Source organism: Kitasatospora sp. NPDC029367, assembly GCF_055569135.1.
The window spans coordinates 101,678-117,805 of record NZ_JBVHYH010000021.1; the positions used below are offsets into that span (position 1 = coordinate 101,678).

The following is a 16,128-nucleotide window of genomic DNA, read 5'->3' on the forward strand; positions in this document are numbered from 1 at the left end:
GCTACGGGGCCGGTGCCAGCGGCACGCCCGTCGGCTCCGCCGCTGGCAGGCCGGTGCCCGCCCGCTCCGCGGCCGACAGGCCAGCGCCCGTCCGCCCCGCGGCCGGTTCCAACGGCACCGGGGCGGGCGGGCGCCGGTCGGCCGCCCAGGCCAGCACCGCGACCACGGCGCCGGCCGCGGCCAGCCCGGCGCCCACCAGGGGCGGCGAGGTCCAGCCGAGCCCGGCGGCCAGGGCCAGCCCGCCGAAGTAGGCCCCCTGGGCGTTGGCCAGGTTGAACGCGCCCTGCACCGTCGCCGAGGCCAGGGTGGGCGCGCTGCGCGCCTTCTGCAGCACCAGGGTCTGCACCGCCGGGACGATCGCGAACCCGAACAGCCCGATCAGCACCACCGTGACGGCCGCCGACCAGCGGGCGTGCGCGGTCACCGCGAACAGCGCGAGCGTGGCCGAGAGCAGCAGGAAGGAGACGCAGACGGTCGGCCGCAGCGCCCGGTCGGCGGCGAACCCGCCGATCACGTTGCCGAGCGTCATCCCCACCCCGAACAGCGCCAGCACCCCGGTGACCGAGCCGGTCGCGTATCCGGAGACCTCGGTGAGCAGCGGCGCGATGTAGCTGTAGCAGGCGAACATCCCGCCGCAGCCGACCATCACGGTGGCCAGCGCCAGCCACAGCTGGCCGCTGCGGAAGGCCCGCAGCTCGTGCCGGAGCCCGGACTGGCCGGGGGAGGGGAGGGCCGGCACCAGCCGGGCGATGGCGAGCGTCCCGGCGGCGGCGATCAGCACCACCACCAGCATCGTCGCCCGCCAGCCCAGGTGCTGGCCGAGCAGGGTCGCGGCCGGGACGCCGACGATGTTGGCGACGGTCAGCCCGGAGAACATCACCGCGACCGCCCGGGCCCGCCGGTCCGGCGCCACCAGCTCGGCGGCGGCCACCGCCCCGGCGCCGAAGAAGGCGCCGTGCGGCAGCCCGGTGATCAGCCGCGCGGCGGCCAGCGTCCAGAAGTCGGGGGCCAGCGCGCACAGCAGGTTGCCGGTCGCGAACAGCCCGGCCAGCGCCACCAGCACCGCCTTGCGGGGCTTCCCGGCGGCCAGGGCGGTGAGCAGCGGCGCGCCGACCACCACCCCCAGCGCGTACGCGGAGATCAGCCAGCCCGCCTGCGGGATGGAGACGTGCAGACTGTCGGCGACCTGGGGGAGCAGCCCCATGGCGGCGAATTCGGTGGTCCCGATGGCGAAAGCGGTGACGGCCAGCGCGAACAGCGCGAGAGGCAAGGGGTGACTCCGGGGTGATGCCCGCGCCCGGCCGGGTGCGTGGCGGGGTGCGTGGGCGAGGGAATTCGTTCGTCGGAAATCCTAATCCGCCCGGATGACGTCCCCGTGAGGCCCGTGTGACGAATCGGGGGCGTACGGCGCAGGCCGCTCGCCTCGGCGGCCCCCGCGCGCAAGACTGGGTTCATGTGCCGCAACATCAAGACGCTGCGCCCACCCCTCACACCCGATGCCGACGAGGAGGACTTCCGCGCCGCCGCGCTGCAGTACGTCCGCAAGGTGTCCGGTTTCCGTGCACCGGCGGCCCACAACCGGGAGGCCTTCGACCGGGCCGTGGACGCGGTCGCCGAGGCCACCGCGCGGCTGCTCGACGAGCTGGAGGTGCGGGGCTCCCACGCCCGGGCCGCCGGGGCGAGCGTCTGAGACGTGAGGAGCAGGATCCGCTGATGAAACCCGTCGACCGTTACGCCCTCACCTTCCCCGGCACGCCCGGCACCCAGGCCCCGCAGGACGTGGTCGTGGTCGTCCGGACCAGCGCCAAGGGCCCGGGCGGGCACCCCGTCTACGAGGACGCCAGCGGGATCGTCCGGGCCGAGATCAGCGAGGCCGGGGAGGTCCGGATGCTCGCCAGCGGCGGCCACCAGACCCCGCACCTGCCGGTGCACGCCCACCCGCTGCCCTGACCCGCCCGCACCGCCCCGGGCCGCGCCGCGCCGCCCCGGGCCGCCCCGGGGCGCGCAATCCTCCCGAAGCCCGGGTCGCGGGCGTGCCCGTGCGGCAGAATCGGCCCATGACCACAGCGAGTTGGCAGGGCACCGTCGTCGCCGAGAGCGAGGACACCGTCCTCGTCGAGGGCAACCACTACTTCCCGTTGGAGGCGGTCCGGGCCGAGTTCCTGCGGCCTTCCGACACCACCACGGTGTGCAGCTGGAAGGGTACGGCCAACTACTACACGGTGGAGGTGGCCGGGCAGGCCAACCCGGACGCCGCCTGGTACTACGCCGACCCGAAGCCGGAGGCGGAGCACGTCCGGGGCCGGGTGGCCTTCTGGCGCGGGGTGGAGATCACCGAGTAGCGGCCGCCGCGCGGCCCCCGCGCCCGGTCCGCCGGACACGAGGGCCGCGCCGTTCCGCGCCGAGGGCCGCGCGGCTGCCGCACAGAGGGCCGCGCCGGGGGCCGTCCCGTTCCGTACGCAGGGGCGCGGTCAGCCGCCGAGGGCCGGGGGCGGGGCGACCGCTCCGTGCCCCGCCTTGACGCCGTTCACCATCGCCTGGTGGATGGCCCGCGCGGTGCTCTCGTCCGCCGCGGCGACCGGGCTGCCGGACACCGTGTACCAGTCCAGCGCGCCGGTGTACTGGACGGTCAGCCGCGCCTCGCCGTCCACCCACGTGGTGTGCACGGTGAGGTCGCCGGAGATGGGGCCGACCTCGGTGGTGACGACCCCGCCGGGGCCGCTGATGATCGACTGGGTGGTCCAGGTCGCCCACGAGGTGCGCGGGTCCGTGGGCGGCCGGGTCTGCCGGTCGGTTTGATCGTGTTCGGTCATGCGCCTATCCTCCCCCGCCGGTGCGCCGCCGCCCGGGCAACGACACCTGCGGTCACAAGGACCGCCCGGTCCCGCCGGGCGGTCGGATCGGTGTGGCGGACGGTCAGGCCCGCTCCGGGCCCCTCGCGCCGGGTTCGTCCAGGATGGGGTCGCCCTCCGCCTGGGAGGTGTCCTGCGCGTGCAGGTTCTGCATCGAGGTGACACCCTCCTCCGGATCGGCGGCGCGGACGTCCTCCTCGCGGTCGGTGCTCACTCCGGAGCGTTCGCTCATGTCGGTCATCGCGGGCTCCGTCTCCTCGGCCGGCTCCGGCACGCCCGGACGCAGGCGCGGCTGGGCCGGGTCTGTCACTCGCCCCTCCAGCCTGCCTCCGCCCCGGCGCCGGGGCCAGCCGGGTGACCCGCGCACCCGGCGTCCGGCGCCCGGCCTGCGGCGGGACCTCAGGGCCAACGGGACCGCCGGGCCGCCGGACCACCAGGTCAGTCGGACCGCCGGGTCGGTCGGCTCACCAGGTCACGGGCAGTGACCGCATCCCGTAGATGAACGACTCGGTGCGGAACCGGCGCTCACCGGCCGGCCGCAGCCCCGGCAGCCGCCGGAACAGCGTCTCCAGGGCGATCTGCAGCTCGGCGCGGGCCAGCGGCTGCCCCAGGCACTGGTGCACGCCGAAGCCGAACGCCAGGTGCCGCCGGGCGTCCCGGTCCAGGTCCAGCTCGTCCGGCGAGCGGTGGTCGCCGCCGCCGAACACCGCCTCGTCCCGGTTGGCCGTGGAGAGCATCGCGATCACGCCCTCCCCGGCCCGGATGGTGACCCCGCCCAGCTCCACGTCCTCCAGCGCGACCCGGGGCAGCCCGGTGTGCACGATGGTGAGCAGCCGCAGCAGCTCCTCCACCGCGCCGGGCAGCGCGGCCGGATCGGCGAGCCTGGCGATCTGCTCCGGCTGCTCCAGGAGCAGCGCGGTGGACAGCGAGATCATGTTCGCGGTCGTCTCGTGCCCGGCGATCAGCAGCAGCACGCCCGTGCCGGCCACGTCGTCCGGGCTCAGGTCGTCCCGCGCCGCGAGCCGGCTCAGGACGTCGTCCTCGGGCTGGGCGCGCTTGCGGGCCGTGAGGTCACGCAGGTAGTCCAGGACCTCGTCCTGGGCCGCCCGGAGCTCCTCCACGGTGCTGTCCCGGCTGAGCAGCGTGCGGCTCAGGCCCTGGAAGCGGTCGCGGTCCTCGTACGGCACGCCGAGCAGCGAGCAGATCACCAGCGAGGGCACCGGCAGCGCGAATTCGGTGACCAGGTCGGCCGTGGTCCGGCCCGCGGTCATCCGGTCCAGTGCCTCGTCCACGATCCGCTGGATCTCCGGGCGCAGCGCCTCCACCCGCTTGACCAGGAAGTCCCCGGTGACCATGCGGCGCTGGCGGGCGTGCTCGGGGTCGTCGAGCCGCAGGAAGGACGGGTTGTCGGTGACCAGCTCCTCGCGGGCGCCGGCGACCAGCAGCGGGAAGGCCGGGTGGCGCACGTCGGCGCTGAACCGGCGGTCGGACAGCACGGCGCGGACCTCGGCGTAGCCGGTGGCCAGCCAGCAGGAGTCGCCGTCGGGCAGTTCGGCCCTGGTCATCGGCGCGGTGGCGGCGGCCTCGGTGTACGCGGGCGGCGGGCCGAACGGGCAGCCACTGGAGTGCGGGGCGGGCAGCAGCGGGACGGCGGGGGCGGTGGGTACGGAGGTCAAGGCGGGGGTCTCCTCAGGGCGCGGGTGTCCTCGTGGGGTGTCGGGAGTCCGGGGCGGGTCCGGGGCGGCGTGCGGGGCCGGCGCCGGGGGCCGTCAGGCCTCGGTCCGGGCGGGCTCGCCCTCGGTGACGGTGATCGCCCGGCCCGGGCAGAGATCGGCGGCGAGTTTGACGTCGTCGAACTGCTCGGGCAGCACGACGGTCTGACGGAGCCTCACCAGACTGTCGCGCTCGTCCTGGTCGAAGACCGCGGGGGCGTTCATCACGCACATCCCGGAGCTGCAGCAACGGTCCCGGTCGACGCTCACCTGCATGTCGGGCACCTCTCGCCAGGGCGCCGCCGGCTGCCCGGCGGCCGCCTCTCGTTGTCACGGTCAACCTAGCCGCCGCTGGTCCGTCCACGGAGGGGTGCGGCGGGCGGATCGTCAAGAATGGCCGATTCGGCTCCTGTGTGAACGCCCTTGCCGCGCAATGCGTTTCAACCGTCGGAACGCCGTCGGAACGCCGTCGGGCGGGTCGGCAGGCGGGTCGGCGGGCGGGCGGCGCGGGCGGTCTCACAAGCGCGGGCGGCCTCACAGGCCTTCGGCGGCGGCCAACTCCCTTACGGAGGCCACGGTGTCGGCCTCGGCGGCACTCTTGTCCGGCCGGTACCGCACCACCCGGGCGAACCGCAGGGCCAGTCCGGCGGGGTAGCGGGGGCTGCGCTGGAGGCCGTCGAAGGCGATCTCGACGACCAGTTCCGGCCGCACCCGCACCGTCCGGGCGTCCCGGTCGACCTCCCGGGCGAGCAGCTCGGCGGTCTGCCAGGCGAGCGTGGCGTCGGTCAGCCCCTTGAAGGTCTTCCCGAGCATCACCCACGGGCCGAGGCCCGGCTCGCCCGCCGCCCGCGCCCCCAGGTGCAGATTGCTCAGGAACCCCTGCCGCCGGCCGCTGCCCCACTCCGCCGCAAGCACCACCAGGTCCAGGGTGTGCCGGGGCTTCACCTTGATCCAGCCCGCCCCGCGCCGCCCGGCCGCGTACCCGGCCGCCGGGTCCTTCACCAGCACCCCCTCGTGGCCGAGCGCCAGCGCCCCGCGGAAGAACGCCAGCGCCTCCGCCCGGTCCCCGGTCTCGATCCGGGCCACCCGCAGACCCTCCGGCACCGCCCCGGCCAGTGCCGCCCAACGCTCCCGGCCCGGGCGGTCCACCAGGTCCTCGCCGTCCCGGTGCAGCAGGTCGAAGAACCGTACGCTGAGCGGGACTTCGGCCCGCAGCCGGTCCGGATCCCGCCGGGTGGCGGTGCGCGCCGCGGTCTCCTGGAACGGACGCGGCCGCCCGTCCGCACCCAGCGCGATCGCCTCGCCGTCCAGCACCGCCGAGCGCAACGGCAAGGCCAGCGCCGCCTCCGCCACCTCGGGGACGCGCGCCGTGATGTCCTCCAGGCTGCGGGTGAACACCGCGACCTCCCCGCCGTCCCGGTGCACCTGCACCCGGATCCCGTCCAGCTTCCACTCCAGCGCCGCCGCACCCGTCCGTTCCAGCGCCGACGCCACGTCCAGTGCGGCCGCCGCCAGCATCGGCCGCACCGGCCGCCCCACCTCCAGGCGGAACTCCGCCAGGGCCTCCGCGCCACCGCCCAGCGCGGCCCGCGCCACCGCCCGCGCCGACCCCCGGAACATCAACGCCCGCCGCACCGCCGCCACCGGCACCCCGGCCGCCTGTGCCACCGCGTCCCCGACCAGCACGTCCAGGGCCCCCTGCCGCAGGTCCCCGACCAGCACCGCCCGCAGGAACCCCTGCTCCACCTCGGTCGCCCGCCCGAACAGACCCGCGAGCAGCCGCCGCCGCTCGGCCTGCGACCCCGCCCCGTGCACCCCGGCGATCCGCTCCAGCTCCCGCTCCACCTCCCGCACCCCGAGCGAGGCCGCCACCGCCGGCGCCGGCAACTCCCGCAGGGCCGCCCACCCCACCCCCGTCCGCAACCGTTGCGCCTCACCCGACAGCAGCACCACCGCCGCCGCCCCCTCCTCGGCCCCCAGCTCCCGCAGACACCCCGCCAACAGGCCCACCTTCGCCCGCCGCCCGGGCTCCGCCGCCACCTCCCGCGACACCTCCGCCAACCGCCGCAACCCCATCCGCCGCCACCTCCACCCCCAGCATCCGCGCGGCCCCCCCGACCCCGCACCCCGGCAACCCGGGCACATAGCCTTTCCCGTCCAGCAGTTGGACGGTGAGGGGGAGCGGCCGTGTCGATCGAGTTCGTGCGCCGGGCGGACGGCCTGGTCTACGGCTACCGCAGGGACGGCGAGTTCAACGGCCGGCCGTCCTTCCCGCGCCTGGACCTCGACGTGTGGTGCCGGTGGCTGCCCGAGCGGGGCTGGTGCACCGTGGGGGCCGACGGCACCGCCAACGGCTGGCCGCTGTCCGGCCGTACGCGAGAAGGCCCGTTCCCGCCGCTCGGCCCCTGGCGCAGCTGGAAGGCCGGCAAGTCCTACCTCTACGACCTGCGCCGCACCGACGAGTTCGAGGAGCGCCTGACCACCGGACCGTTCGAGGACGGAAAACCCGAGGCGGGACACCGCGCCCCGCGACCATAATGGCCGCGCCCGCCGCCGTCCCGTTCCGAGGGGCGGCCCGGAGACCGGGCAGGGGACGGGAGACAACCTTGACATGGCGCGCCGCACGCACGGTACCGGTGGCTCTGGGGCTGCTCGCCCTCGTGGTGGGCTGCACGGCCGACCCGGACGTACGGCCCGCCGAGTCCGCCTCCGCGGCCCGGGCGCCGCATTCCGTGCCGCCGGAGGCCGCGACCGCCTGGCGCCCGCTCGCGCCGCTGTCCCGTGAGCAGCTGAGGGCGACGCTGGTGCCCGTCTCCGAGTTGCCGGCGGGCACCACCACCGAGGAGGAGGCGCCGGTGTCCGACACCACGGCGGAGACGATCGCCAGGGCGGCCAAGCGGAGTCCGGGCTGTGCACCGGTCCTCGACGCCATGATCGAGCAGTCGGCCGGCGCCGCCCGGCGCACGTACGTCACCGGCGACAACACCCGCAGCAACCGGACGCTGGTCGAGGTGGCCGCCGTCCCCGGCGGTCGGGCCCGGGAACGCTTCGAGGCGCTGCGGGACGCCGTCCACGGGGGCAGCTGCACGAGCCTCCGGCTGAGCGACCGGTTCGGCGCCGAGCCGCTGGAGGTCGAGCCGGTGGCCTCGCAGGCCTCGGAGGTGCCGGTCGTCGGCTTCCGGCTCCTGTCGTCCACCGGGGCGGCGACCACCCGGGGCGGATCCACCTGGCTCTACCTGTACGCGGCGGTCGGTGACAACCGCGCGGTGTTCTGCAAGATCGACGACACCGCACTCGCCCCCACCCTGCCCACCGACCTGGTGACCGCACAGATCCATCGGCTCGTCACTGCCGGGGCGTCGCCGGAGCCGACGCCCACCGCCGTTACTCCTTGACAGGGTGCGTAATACTGTAACGCGCGCGGTCCGAGGCGCCATCGGAGCGGGCCGCGCGGCGTCCCGTCCCCGCAGCTCGGAGCACCGCATGCACCCCTTCCTCGACCACCCGGGGCCGCTGGCCTTCGCGCACCGGGGCGGTGAGCTCGGGCACCCGGAGAACTCGCTCGCCGCGTTCGAGGCCGCCGTGGCGCTGGGCTACCGCTACCTGGAGACGGACGTGCACGCCACCGCGGACGGCGTGCTGGTGGCCTTCCACGACTCCCGGCTCGACCGGGTGACCGACCGCGCCGGGGCGGTCGCCGAGCTGCCCTGGGAGACCGTCCGGCGGGCCCGGATCGGGGGCACCGAGCCGGTACCGCTGCTGGAGGACCTGCTCGGGGCGTTCCCCGGCGCCCGGTTCAACGTGGACGTGAAGGCGGCGCCCGCCGTGCGGCCGCTGGTCGAGGCGATCCGCCGGACGAACGCCTGGGACCGCGTCTGCGTCGGCGGCTTCTCCGACCGCCGGATCGCCGCCGTGCGCGCCGCCGCCGGCCCCCGGCTGGCGACCTCGCTCGGCCCGCGCGAGGTGGCCCGGCTGCGGCTGCGCTCGCTGGCGGGCCCGCTGGCGCGGGGCGGGGCGCCGTTCGCCGGGGTGTGCGCCCAGGTGCCGGAGCGGCACCGGGGGGTCAGGGTGGTCGACCGGGCCTTCGTCCGGGCCGCCCACCGCCTCGGCCTGCAGGTCCACGTGTGGACTGTGGACGATGCCACACGGATCCGGTCTCTCCTCGACCTGGGTGTGGATGGCATCATGGCGGATCGCATCGACGTCCTGAAGGGCGTCCTCGGCGAGCGCGGCTGCTGGACGGACGGCAGCACCGGCTCCAGCACAGTGAAATAGGAGCCCATGAGCACCACGGACCACCTGCCGGACGACGTCTCGTCGCCTCCGGCGGCCGCCGACGACGGCCGCGCCCTGCGCCGGATGCAGTTCGGCTGGTACATCAACGACTGGGCCAACGCCGCCTTCTCGGCCACCGTCCTGACGGTCTTCCTGGGGCCGTACCTGACCGAGGTGGCGAAGAACGCCGCCGACGCGTCCGGCGACGTGCACCCGCTCGGCCTGGCGATCCGTGCAGGATCGTTCTTCCCGTACACGGTCTCCTTCTCCGTGCTGATCTCGGTCGCGGCGATGCTGCTGACCGGCACGGTCGCCGACCGCACCGGGCGGCACAAGGAGCTGATGTGCGGCTTCGCCTACGTGGGCGCGCTGGCCACCATGGGGATGTTCTTCCTCGGCGGCGACCGCTACCTGCTCGGCGGCGCGCTGCTGGTGGTCGCCAACATCTCGTACGCGGTGTCCGTGGCGCTCTCCTACGCCTACCTCCCGGGCCTGGCCGCCCCCGACGAGCGCGACGCCGTCTCCTCCAAGGGCTGGGCTTACGGCTACGCGGGCGGCGGGCTGCTGCTGATCGCCAACCTGGCGCTGTTCCAGGGCCACGAGGCGCTCGGCCTCTCCTCCGGCACCGCCGTGCGGATCTGCCTGGCCTCGGCCGGCCTGTGGTGGGCGCTGTTCACCCTCGTCCCGATGCTGCGGCTGCCCTCCCGGGCCGGCGTCGTCCGGGCGCGCGCCGAGGCCGCGCCGGACCAGCCGGCCGCCGGCAGCCTGCGCGAACTCGGCCGCACCCTCAAGAGCATGCGCAAGCACCCGCTGACGCTGCTCTACCTGGCGGCCTTCCTCTGCTACAACGACGGCATCCAGACCGTCGTCTCGCAGGCCTCGCTGTACGGCAGCGAGGAACTCGGCATGGAGCAGGGCACCCTGGTCATCGCGGTGCTGATCGTCCAGATCGTGGCGATCGGCGGGGCCCTGCTGCTCGGCCGGATCGCCCAGCGCCACGGCGCCAAGAAGACCATCCTGGGCTCGCTGGTCGGCTGGGTGGTCACGCTGGCCCTCGGCTACTTCATGCCGGCCCATCAGCCGGCCTGGTTCTACGTCCTGGCCTGCATGATCGGCCTGGTGCTCGGCGGCAGCCAGGCGCTCTCCCGCTCGCTGTTCTCGCACCTGATCCCGGCGGGCCGGGAGGCCGAGTACTTCAGCCTCTACAAGGTCAGCGACCGTGGCACCAGCTGGATGGGCCCGCTGGTCTTCGGCCTCGCCTACCAGGTCACCGGCAGCTACCGCTCGGCGATCATCTCGCTGCTGATCTTCTTCGTGATCGGGTTCGCCGTCCTGGCGAAGGTCCCGGTCCGCCGCGCCATCGAAGCGGTCGGCAACCCCGTCCCCGAGCGTCTCTGACCCTCACTCCGACGGCTCACCCCGAACGGCTCGCTTCCGGCGGCTCACCCCGAACGGCTCGCTCCCGGCGGCCGGGCTCCGGCCCGGCCGCCGTCGCGTTCCCCGGGTGGAGCCGGAGAGCGGCCGGCTGGGAAGCGCCGGAGTGGAGTGCGGGGGCGGGTGGTGTTGGCCGGGGTGGAGATCGGCGGGCGGGTCGCGGGGCGGCATGCTGGTCCGAGCCGTTCGACCAGCGAGGAGACCGAGTTGAGCACCACCGCCGCGAACCGTTGGAGCATCAGTGCGCCGGAGCAGGGGGACTACCCGCGCTGGCGCGAACTCTTCCGCGGGTACTGCGAGTTCTACCGGGTGCCGATGCCGGAGGAGAAGGCCGAGCTGGTGTGGTCCTGGCTCAACGACCCGGAGCACGAGGTGGAGGGGCTGCTGGTCCGGGACGGCGCGGGGACGCCCGTCGGCTTCGCGCACTTCCGGCCGTTCGCCCGGCCGCTGCACGGCACGGTGGCCGGGTTCCTGGACGACCTGTTCGTCGCTCCCGAGGTGCGCGGCGGCGGGGCGGTGGACGAACTGCTGGCCCGGCTGCGGGAGATCGCCGCCGAGCGCGGCTGGAGCACCGTGCGCTGGATCACCGCGGACGACAACCACCGGGCGCGCAGCAAGTACGACCAGGTCGCCACCCGGACGATGTTCGTCACCTACGACATGGCCCCGGAGGCCCCGGCCGGCTGAGCCCGCAGGTGGGGCCGACCGGTGGGGCCGACCGGAGCGGCCGACCGGATCACCTGACCAAGTCGCCGGAACATTCGTACGGAGTTTCTGTTATCGGCGTTCCGCCGGGGGGTCTCCCAGGTGTCGGTATCCGACCAGCCGACCTGGACAGAAAGCAGTGGCCACGTGAACAGCGACGACAGGACGACCATCATCCCGGCGAGCGGCGGCGGCAACGACGGCGCCGGCGGGAGCGGCGGCCACGGCCGCCCGGGTGGCCGGGCCGCGCGGCGGGCCGCCCAGCGGCACACCGGGCACGGGCGCCGGGGGCGCCGGCGTGGCGGGTTCGCGCCGGTGAGCGCGGTCGTCGCCGCCGTGGCCGGGACCGGACTGATAGCCGCGCTGGCCGGGGCGGGCTATGCGGCGTACGGCGGCAAGCAGAGCGACCGGGACCTCGCCGGGCAGGCCGCCGCGGCGGACTCGCTGGTCGCCGCCGAGCTGGGGACGCACGAGGGCATCCAGGTGCCGGGCGCCGGGGGAGCGGGCCTCGCGGGCGCGGTGCCGCCGTCGGGCAGTCCGACGGCGACGGGCCCGTCGGCCACCCCGAGCCCGACGGCCACCGCGACGGGCTCCGCCTCCCCGACGGGCCGGCCCACCGCGACGCCGAGCCCGACGGCCACCGCCACCACCACCGCCAAGCCGAGCCCGGCGCCCACCCGCCCGAGCGCCAACCCCGCCGCGGGCACCGCCCAGCGGGCCGCCGCGGCTCCGGCAGGCGGTGGATCGTCCCCCGCGTTCGCCCAGCAGGTCGTCGACCTGGTCAACACCGAGCGGGCCAAGGCCGGGTGCGGCCCGGTCACCGCCGAGCCCCGGCTGGCCAGCGCGGCCCAGTCGCACAGTGACGACATGGCCAACCGCAACTACTTCGACCACGCCAGCCCGGAGGGCTACCACGCCGACCACCGGATCGAGGCGGTCGGCTACCGCTGGAGCACCTGGGGCGAGAACATCGCCCGGGGGCAGAGCGACCCGGCGGCCGTGATGGAGTCCTGGATGAACAGCCCCGGCCACCGCGCCAACATCCTGAACTGCGACTTCAAGCAGCTCGGGGTGGGGGTGCGGACCGGCGCCAACGGCCCGTGGTGGACCCAGGTGTTCGCCGCTCCGGCCTGACCGGGCCCGCCCCGGCTCTGCCCCTCGTCATCGCCGTCCGCCCCTGACCCCGCCGCCGCTCACTCCCGGTGGCCGGTACCGCCGGCCACCGGGCAGTCCGATTTTCCGATTCCGTGCACATTGTTGTTATCTGATCACTCCCCACAGGTCTCCGAGGAGGCAGCGGCGGACGGAAACACGGCAAGACGGAGTGCGGACCATGAACGCTGATGTGCAGAACAGGACCGGGACGACCCTGGTACGCGCGGCGCAGGCGGGTGACCGGCAGGCCCAGGAGGCCCTGGTCGCCACCTGGCTGCCGCTCGTCTACAACGTGGCCGGCCGCGCCCTGCGCGGCCACGCCGACGTGGACGACGTGGCCCAGGAGACCATGATCCGGGCCCTGGACGGCCTGGACGGGCTCCGCGACCCGGAGTCCTTCCGCTCCTGGCTGGTCGCCATCACCATGAACCAGGTCCGCCGCCGCCACGCCGCCGGGCAGCAGCAGCCCACCGTCGGGGGCCTGGACGAGACCTGGGAAGTCCCGGACCCCCGGGCCGACTTCACCGACCTCACCATCCTGCGCCTGGGCCTGTCCGGCCAGCGCCGCGAGGTGGCGGAGGCCACCCGCTGGCTGGATCCGGACGACCGTGAACTGCTCGCCCTGTGGTGGCTGGAGGCCGCCGGCGACCTCACCCGCGCCGAACTCGCGGCGGCCCTCGACCTGACCGTGCCGCACGCCGCCGTGCGGGTCCAGCGGATGAAGAAGCAGCTGGAGGCCGGGCGGGTCGTGGTCCGCGCCCTCGGCGCCTACCCGCGCTGCCCCGAACTCGCTGAGGTCACCGCCGGGTTCGACGGCACCCCGAACTCGGTCTGGCGCAAGCGGATCGCCCGGCACATCCGCGGCTGCGCCGGTTGCGACGGCCTGGGCCGCGACCTCTTCCCGGCCGAGGGCCTGCTGGCCGGCCTCGCGCTGGTCCCGATCCCGTCCGCCTCGCCCACGCTGCTGCACTTCCAGCACACGGCCGCGACCGCCGCGGCGGGCGCCCACACGGCGGCGGCCGGTGCGGGATCGGGCGCGGGCGGTACGGCTGCCGGTGCGGCCACCGGCGGTGGCGCGCACGGTGGTTGGGCCGGCACCGCCGCCCGCAAGGCCGCACTGGCGGGCGGTACGGCCGCGGCGGTGGCCGTCACCACCCTGGCCCTGGTCTGGTCGAACCCCACCGAGCCGCCGCGGGCGGCGGTGCCCGAACCCACCACCCCGGCCGCCGCGATGGACACCCCGGCAGCCCTGCCGGCGACCGTCCCGGACACCCCGACCGCCACCCCCACGCCGACGCCGACCCCTACCGGGACCCCGACCGCGACGCCCTCGCCGACCGCCACCCGGTCGACCCCGGCCGCGCCCCAGCCCAACCCGGAACGGCAGCTGGTGGACCTGGTCAACGCCGAACGCGCCAAGGCGGGTTGCGCCCCGCTGCGGATCGATCCCCGACTGCACGCCTCGGCCCAGAAGCACTCCGACGACATGGCCGCCCGCGGCTTCTTCGACCACGTGAACCCGGACGGCGTCCGCGCGGACGCCCGGATCACCGCGGCCGGCTACCGCTGGTCCCAGTGGGGCGAGAACCTCGACCGGGGCCCGACCACGGCGGCGAGCGTCTTCGCCCGCTGGATGGACGGCGGGATCCACCAGTCCAACATGCTCGACTGCGGCTTCAAGGACATCGGCGTCGGCATCGCCACCAGCCCCGCCGGCACCCTGTGGACCCAGGACCTGGGCGCCCCGATGTCCTGACCGGCCCTCGCCCGGCCCCCGCCCGGCCCGGAGCTGCTCCGCCCGGGCCGGGCGAGCGTTTCCGGCCAACCTTTGACGTGCGCATGCTGTCCGCCGGGAATCCCCTCTTGGAGCGTTCCAATTCTTGCTACGGTCGCACCGTTCCACCACCCCGGCGCCCGCACATCCGCCGTGCGGGGCCCTACGGACCTGCCGACAGGACTGGTGTGAAGTGACAGAACCGCGTGACCGACAGCTGGACCGTTCGTCGACCACTGCCCTCCGGAGCCGACTGGCCGCGCTGGCCGGGGCGCTCGCGCTGCTGGTGGCCTTCCTGGTCGGAGCGGGTGCCGCACCCGCCTCCGCCGCACCCGCCGCCGCCAACGCCGCTGCGGCCGGGCCCGGTTGGATCTGCCGGGGCGCGCCCGTGACCCCTGGCTACGTCCTCACCATGCACTCCAACAACGGCTGCAACGGTGCCGGCATGTGGTACCAGCAGCCCGTGCGGGACGGCATCTGGACCTGTGCCACCTCGCCGATCCCGGCCGGCTACGTGCTCTCCGGGCACAATCCCACCGGCTGCGACGGCTACGACTCCTGGTACATGCGCCTGCCCGTGGACGGCCTGTGGACCTGCGGCACCTCGCCCGTCCCGCCCGGCTACGTACTGACCGCCCACGCCCCCAACGGCAACGGCTGCACCAACATCGACGCCTGGTTCATGCAGCTCGCCAGGGACGGCATCTGGACCTGCGCGGGCTCGCCGATCCCGCCCGGCTACGTCAACATCGGCCACCAGGTGCCCGGTTGCGGTGGCATCGGCTCCTGGCTGCAGGTGGTGGCCCGAGCCGGACAGGTGGTCTGCCCGTACCAGCCCGTTCCGGCCGGCTTCCGCCTCGGCGCCTACGTCAATACCGGCTGCAGCGGCATGGGCGGCTGGTACCTCCTCCGCGCCTGACCCGACCCGGGCCCGGGGAGGGGAGCCGCGCGACGGCCGCACCCACTCCTCCCCGGGCCCGCCCCGAGAGTCTGGGGAGGAGTGGGTGCGCGAGCCTAGGCGGGCGTGACCGGCACCAGGCCGTCCGCCGAGCCGGTCACGTAGCCGGTGGCCTGGCCGACCACGCCGCCCGCGTCCCCGACCTGCCCCGGCACCGCGCCCGGGGCACTGGTCAGCGGACCGGGCAGGCCCTCCTGGCCGCCGATCTCGCTGGCGTGCGCACTCGGAGCGGTCAGGGAGGCCACCACGCCGACGGCGAGCGAGGCGACGGCGAGCATGCTGCGCTTCTTCATGGCCGGTCCAACGAAACCGCGCCGCAAGGGTTACGGGCGGCCCCGGAGCATCGCGGCCCGGGACGGTGCGAGGGGGTGCGAGGTCGGTACGGCCGGGATGCCGCACACGGTGACCGAACGGATACTGACCGCAGCGTTCCGTGTTCCGTCACGGCGCCGTATCGACGAAGGAGGACGTCATGGCCGGTAAGGCCAGCATCGTATTCGCCCACGGGCTCTGGGCCGACGGCTCGTGCTTCAACAAGCTGATCCCCACGCTCCAGGCCGAGGGCCACGAGGTCTACAGCTCGCAGCACGGGCTCGACTCGCTGGAGGGCGACGTCGCGTGCGTCACCCGGGCCATCGAGCACGTGCCGGGCCCGGTGGTGCTGGTCGGCCACTCCTACGGCGGGACGCTGATCACCAAGGCCGGCGTCCACGACCGGGTGGGCGCCCTGGTCTACATCGCCGCGCTCGCCCCGGACGAGGACGAGACCTCGGTGGGCCAGCAGGAGAAGTTCCCCCCGACACCGGTCTTCGAGCACGTCGGCGTCGTCGACGGCCGCCTCTGGCTGCAGGAGGCCGGTGTGGCCGACTTCTGCGGCGACCTGCCGGTCGCCGAGCAGAAGCTCGTCCTGGCGACGGGCGCCGTGCCGGTCGCCGACCTGTTCGCCCAGCAGGTCCCCGGTACCGCCTGGCGCACCAAGCCGAGCTGGTACATCGTCGCGAACAACGACCGCACCGTGAACCCGGACCTGCAACGGGCCGCCGCCGAGCGGATGGGCGCGAAGACCTTCGACATCGACAGCAGCCACGTCCCCATGCTGTCGCACCCCGACTTCGTCCTCGACGTCATCCGGGACGCCGCCAAGACCCTGGAGTAGGGCCCGTCTTCAAACTCCCGCCTGCGGGGCGACGCCGGGGCACGCACCTCGCCGCGTTGTCGTCGGTCGCCAATGCGCTGCATTGGGCTCCCTCCTCCGCCTTGCGA

19 protein-coding genes are annotated in these 16,128 nt (G+C 74.9%); 12 read left to right on the top strand and 7 right to left on the bottom strand.

All coding sequences use genetic code 11. The features are described 5' to 3' along the window. Position 1: 1 nt before the first annotated feature. Positions 2–1,270, bottom strand: a complete 1,269-nt coding sequence (locus tag ACZ4W5_RS14545) for an MFS transporter (RefSeq protein WP_465654640.1) — start codon at positions 1,268–1,270, stop codon at positions 2–4. A gap of 183 nt (positions 1,271–1,453) precedes the next feature. Here ACZ4W5_RS14545 and ACZ4W5_RS14550 point away from each other — a divergent pair, with 183 nt between their 5' ends. The 3 genes from ACZ4W5_RS14550 to ACZ4W5_RS14560 all read left to right on the top strand — a co-directional run bounded on the left by ACZ4W5_RS14550 (position 1,454) and on the right by ACZ4W5_RS14560 (position 2,342). Further along, positions 1,454–1,690 carry a DUF2277 domain-containing protein gene (locus tag ACZ4W5_RS14550; protein ID WP_465654642.1) on the top strand — a complete coding sequence of 79 codons (237 nt, stop codon included), beginning with the start codon at positions 1,454–1,456 and terminating at the stop codon, positions 1,688–1,690. A gap of 23 nt (positions 1,691–1,713) precedes the next feature. Next, the gene (locus tag ACZ4W5_RS14555; RefSeq protein WP_360230768.1) at positions 1,714–1,950 is read left to right on the top strand and encodes a DUF6296 family protein; all 237 of its coding nucleotides are present in this window, start codon (positions 1,714–1,716) and stop codon (positions 1,948–1,950) included. 107 nt (positions 1,951–2,057) lie between these two features. Then, positions 2,058–2,342 (top strand): DUF427 domain-containing protein, encoded by a 285-nt coding sequence (locus ACZ4W5_RS14560; protein ID WP_360230769.1) that lies wholly within the window; start codon positions 2,058–2,060, stop codon positions 2,340–2,342. 129 nt (positions 2,343–2,471) lie between these two features. On the opposite strand, the gene ACZ4W5_RS14565 is transcribed toward ACZ4W5_RS14560, so the two are convergent. From ACZ4W5_RS14565 to ACZ4W5_RS14585, 5 genes are all read right to left on the bottom strand, one after another. After that, positions 2,472–2,813 (bottom strand): hypothetical protein, encoded by a 342-nt coding sequence (locus ACZ4W5_RS14565; RefSeq protein ID WP_360230771.1) that lies wholly within the window; start codon positions 2,811–2,813, stop codon positions 2,472–2,474. Positions 2,814–2,916: 103 nt separating this feature from the next. Beyond that, positions 2,917–3,162, bottom strand: coding sequence for a hypothetical protein (locus tag ACZ4W5_RS14570; protein WP_465654644.1), 246 nt, complete (start codon positions 3,160–3,162; stop codon positions 2,917–2,919). Positions 3,163–3,316: 154 nt separating this feature from the next. Then, positions 3,317–4,528: a cytochrome P450 gene (locus tag ACZ4W5_RS14575; protein WP_465654646.1), complete on the bottom strand. Its 1,212-nt coding sequence runs from the start codon at positions 4,526–4,528 to the stop codon at positions 3,317–3,319. A gap of 93 nt (positions 4,529–4,621) precedes the next feature. Continuing rightward, on the bottom strand, positions 4,622–4,840 hold the full coding sequence (locus ACZ4W5_RS14580; RefSeq protein WP_465654648.1) for a ferredoxin: 219 nt from the start codon (positions 4,838–4,840) through the stop codon (positions 4,622–4,624). Between the two features lie 258 nt (positions 4,841–5,098). Next, positions 5,099–6,640 (bottom strand): ATP-dependent DNA ligase, encoded by a 1,542-nt coding sequence (locus tag ACZ4W5_RS14585; protein WP_465654649.1) that lies wholly within the window; start codon positions 6,638–6,640, stop codon positions 5,099–5,101. 111 nt (positions 6,641–6,751) lie between these two features. On the opposite strand from ACZ4W5_RS14585, the gene ACZ4W5_RS14590 reads away from it, so the two are divergent. The 8 genes from ACZ4W5_RS14590 (at position 6,752) to ACZ4W5_RS14625 (ending at position 14,826) form a co-directional block, all read left to right on the top strand. Then, entirely contained in the window at positions 6,752–7,102 is a 351-nt protein-coding gene (locus ACZ4W5_RS14590; protein WP_465654650.1) for a hypothetical protein, read from the top strand. A 98-nt stretch (positions 7,103–7,200) separates the two neighbouring features. Further along, on the top strand, positions 7,201–7,959 hold the full coding sequence (locus ACZ4W5_RS14595) for a hypothetical protein (protein WP_465654651.1): 759 nt from the start codon (positions 7,201–7,203) through the stop codon (positions 7,957–7,959). 88 nt (positions 7,960–8,047) lie between these two features. Then, positions 8,048–8,839: a glycerophosphodiester phosphodiesterase gene (locus ACZ4W5_RS14600; RefSeq protein ID WP_465654653.1), complete on the top strand. Its 792-nt coding sequence runs from the start codon at positions 8,048–8,050 to the stop codon at positions 8,837–8,839. Positions 8,840–8,845: 6 nt separating this feature from the next. After that, complete coding sequence (locus ACZ4W5_RS14605) at positions 8,846–10,237, top strand: MFS transporter (protein ID WP_465654655.1); 1,392 nt, start codon at positions 8,846–8,848, stop codon at positions 10,235–10,237. A 243-nt stretch (positions 10,238–10,480) separates the two neighbouring features. Continuing rightward, positions 10,481–10,960, top strand: a complete 480-nt coding sequence (locus ACZ4W5_RS14610; RefSeq protein ID WP_465654657.1) for a GNAT family N-acetyltransferase — start codon at positions 10,481–10,483, stop codon at positions 10,958–10,960. A gap of 165 nt (positions 10,961–11,125) precedes the next feature. Then, positions 11,126–12,112 (top strand): CAP domain-containing protein, encoded by a 987-nt coding sequence (locus ACZ4W5_RS14615; protein WP_360230788.1) that lies wholly within the window; start codon positions 11,126–11,128, stop codon positions 12,110–12,112. Positions 12,113–12,311: 199 nt separating this feature from the next. After that, on the top strand, positions 12,312–13,889 hold the full coding sequence (locus ACZ4W5_RS14620) for a sigma-70 family RNA polymerase sigma factor (protein WP_465654659.1): 1,578 nt from the start codon (positions 12,312–12,314) through the stop codon (positions 13,887–13,889). A 211-nt stretch (positions 13,890–14,100) separates the two neighbouring features. Continuing rightward, complete coding sequence (locus ACZ4W5_RS14625; protein ID WP_465654661.1) at positions 14,101–14,826, top strand: hypothetical protein; 726 nt, start codon at positions 14,101–14,103, stop codon at positions 14,824–14,826. Between the two features lie 95 nt (positions 14,827–14,921). Here the strand turns inward: ACZ4W5_RS14625 and ACZ4W5_RS14630 are convergent, their stop codons facing one another. Further along, on the bottom strand, positions 14,922–15,158 hold the full coding sequence (locus ACZ4W5_RS14630; RefSeq protein ID WP_360230794.1) for a hypothetical protein: 237 nt from the start codon (positions 15,156–15,158) through the stop codon (positions 14,922–14,924). A gap of 179 nt (positions 15,159–15,337) precedes the next feature. On the opposite strand from ACZ4W5_RS14630, the gene ACZ4W5_RS14635 reads away from it, so the two are divergent. Further along, a complete protein-coding gene (locus tag ACZ4W5_RS14635) occupies positions 15,338–16,021 on the top strand; it encodes an alpha/beta fold hydrolase (protein ID WP_465654663.1) in 684 nt (227 codons plus the stop codon). Positions 16,022–16,128 lie beyond the last annotated feature (107 nt).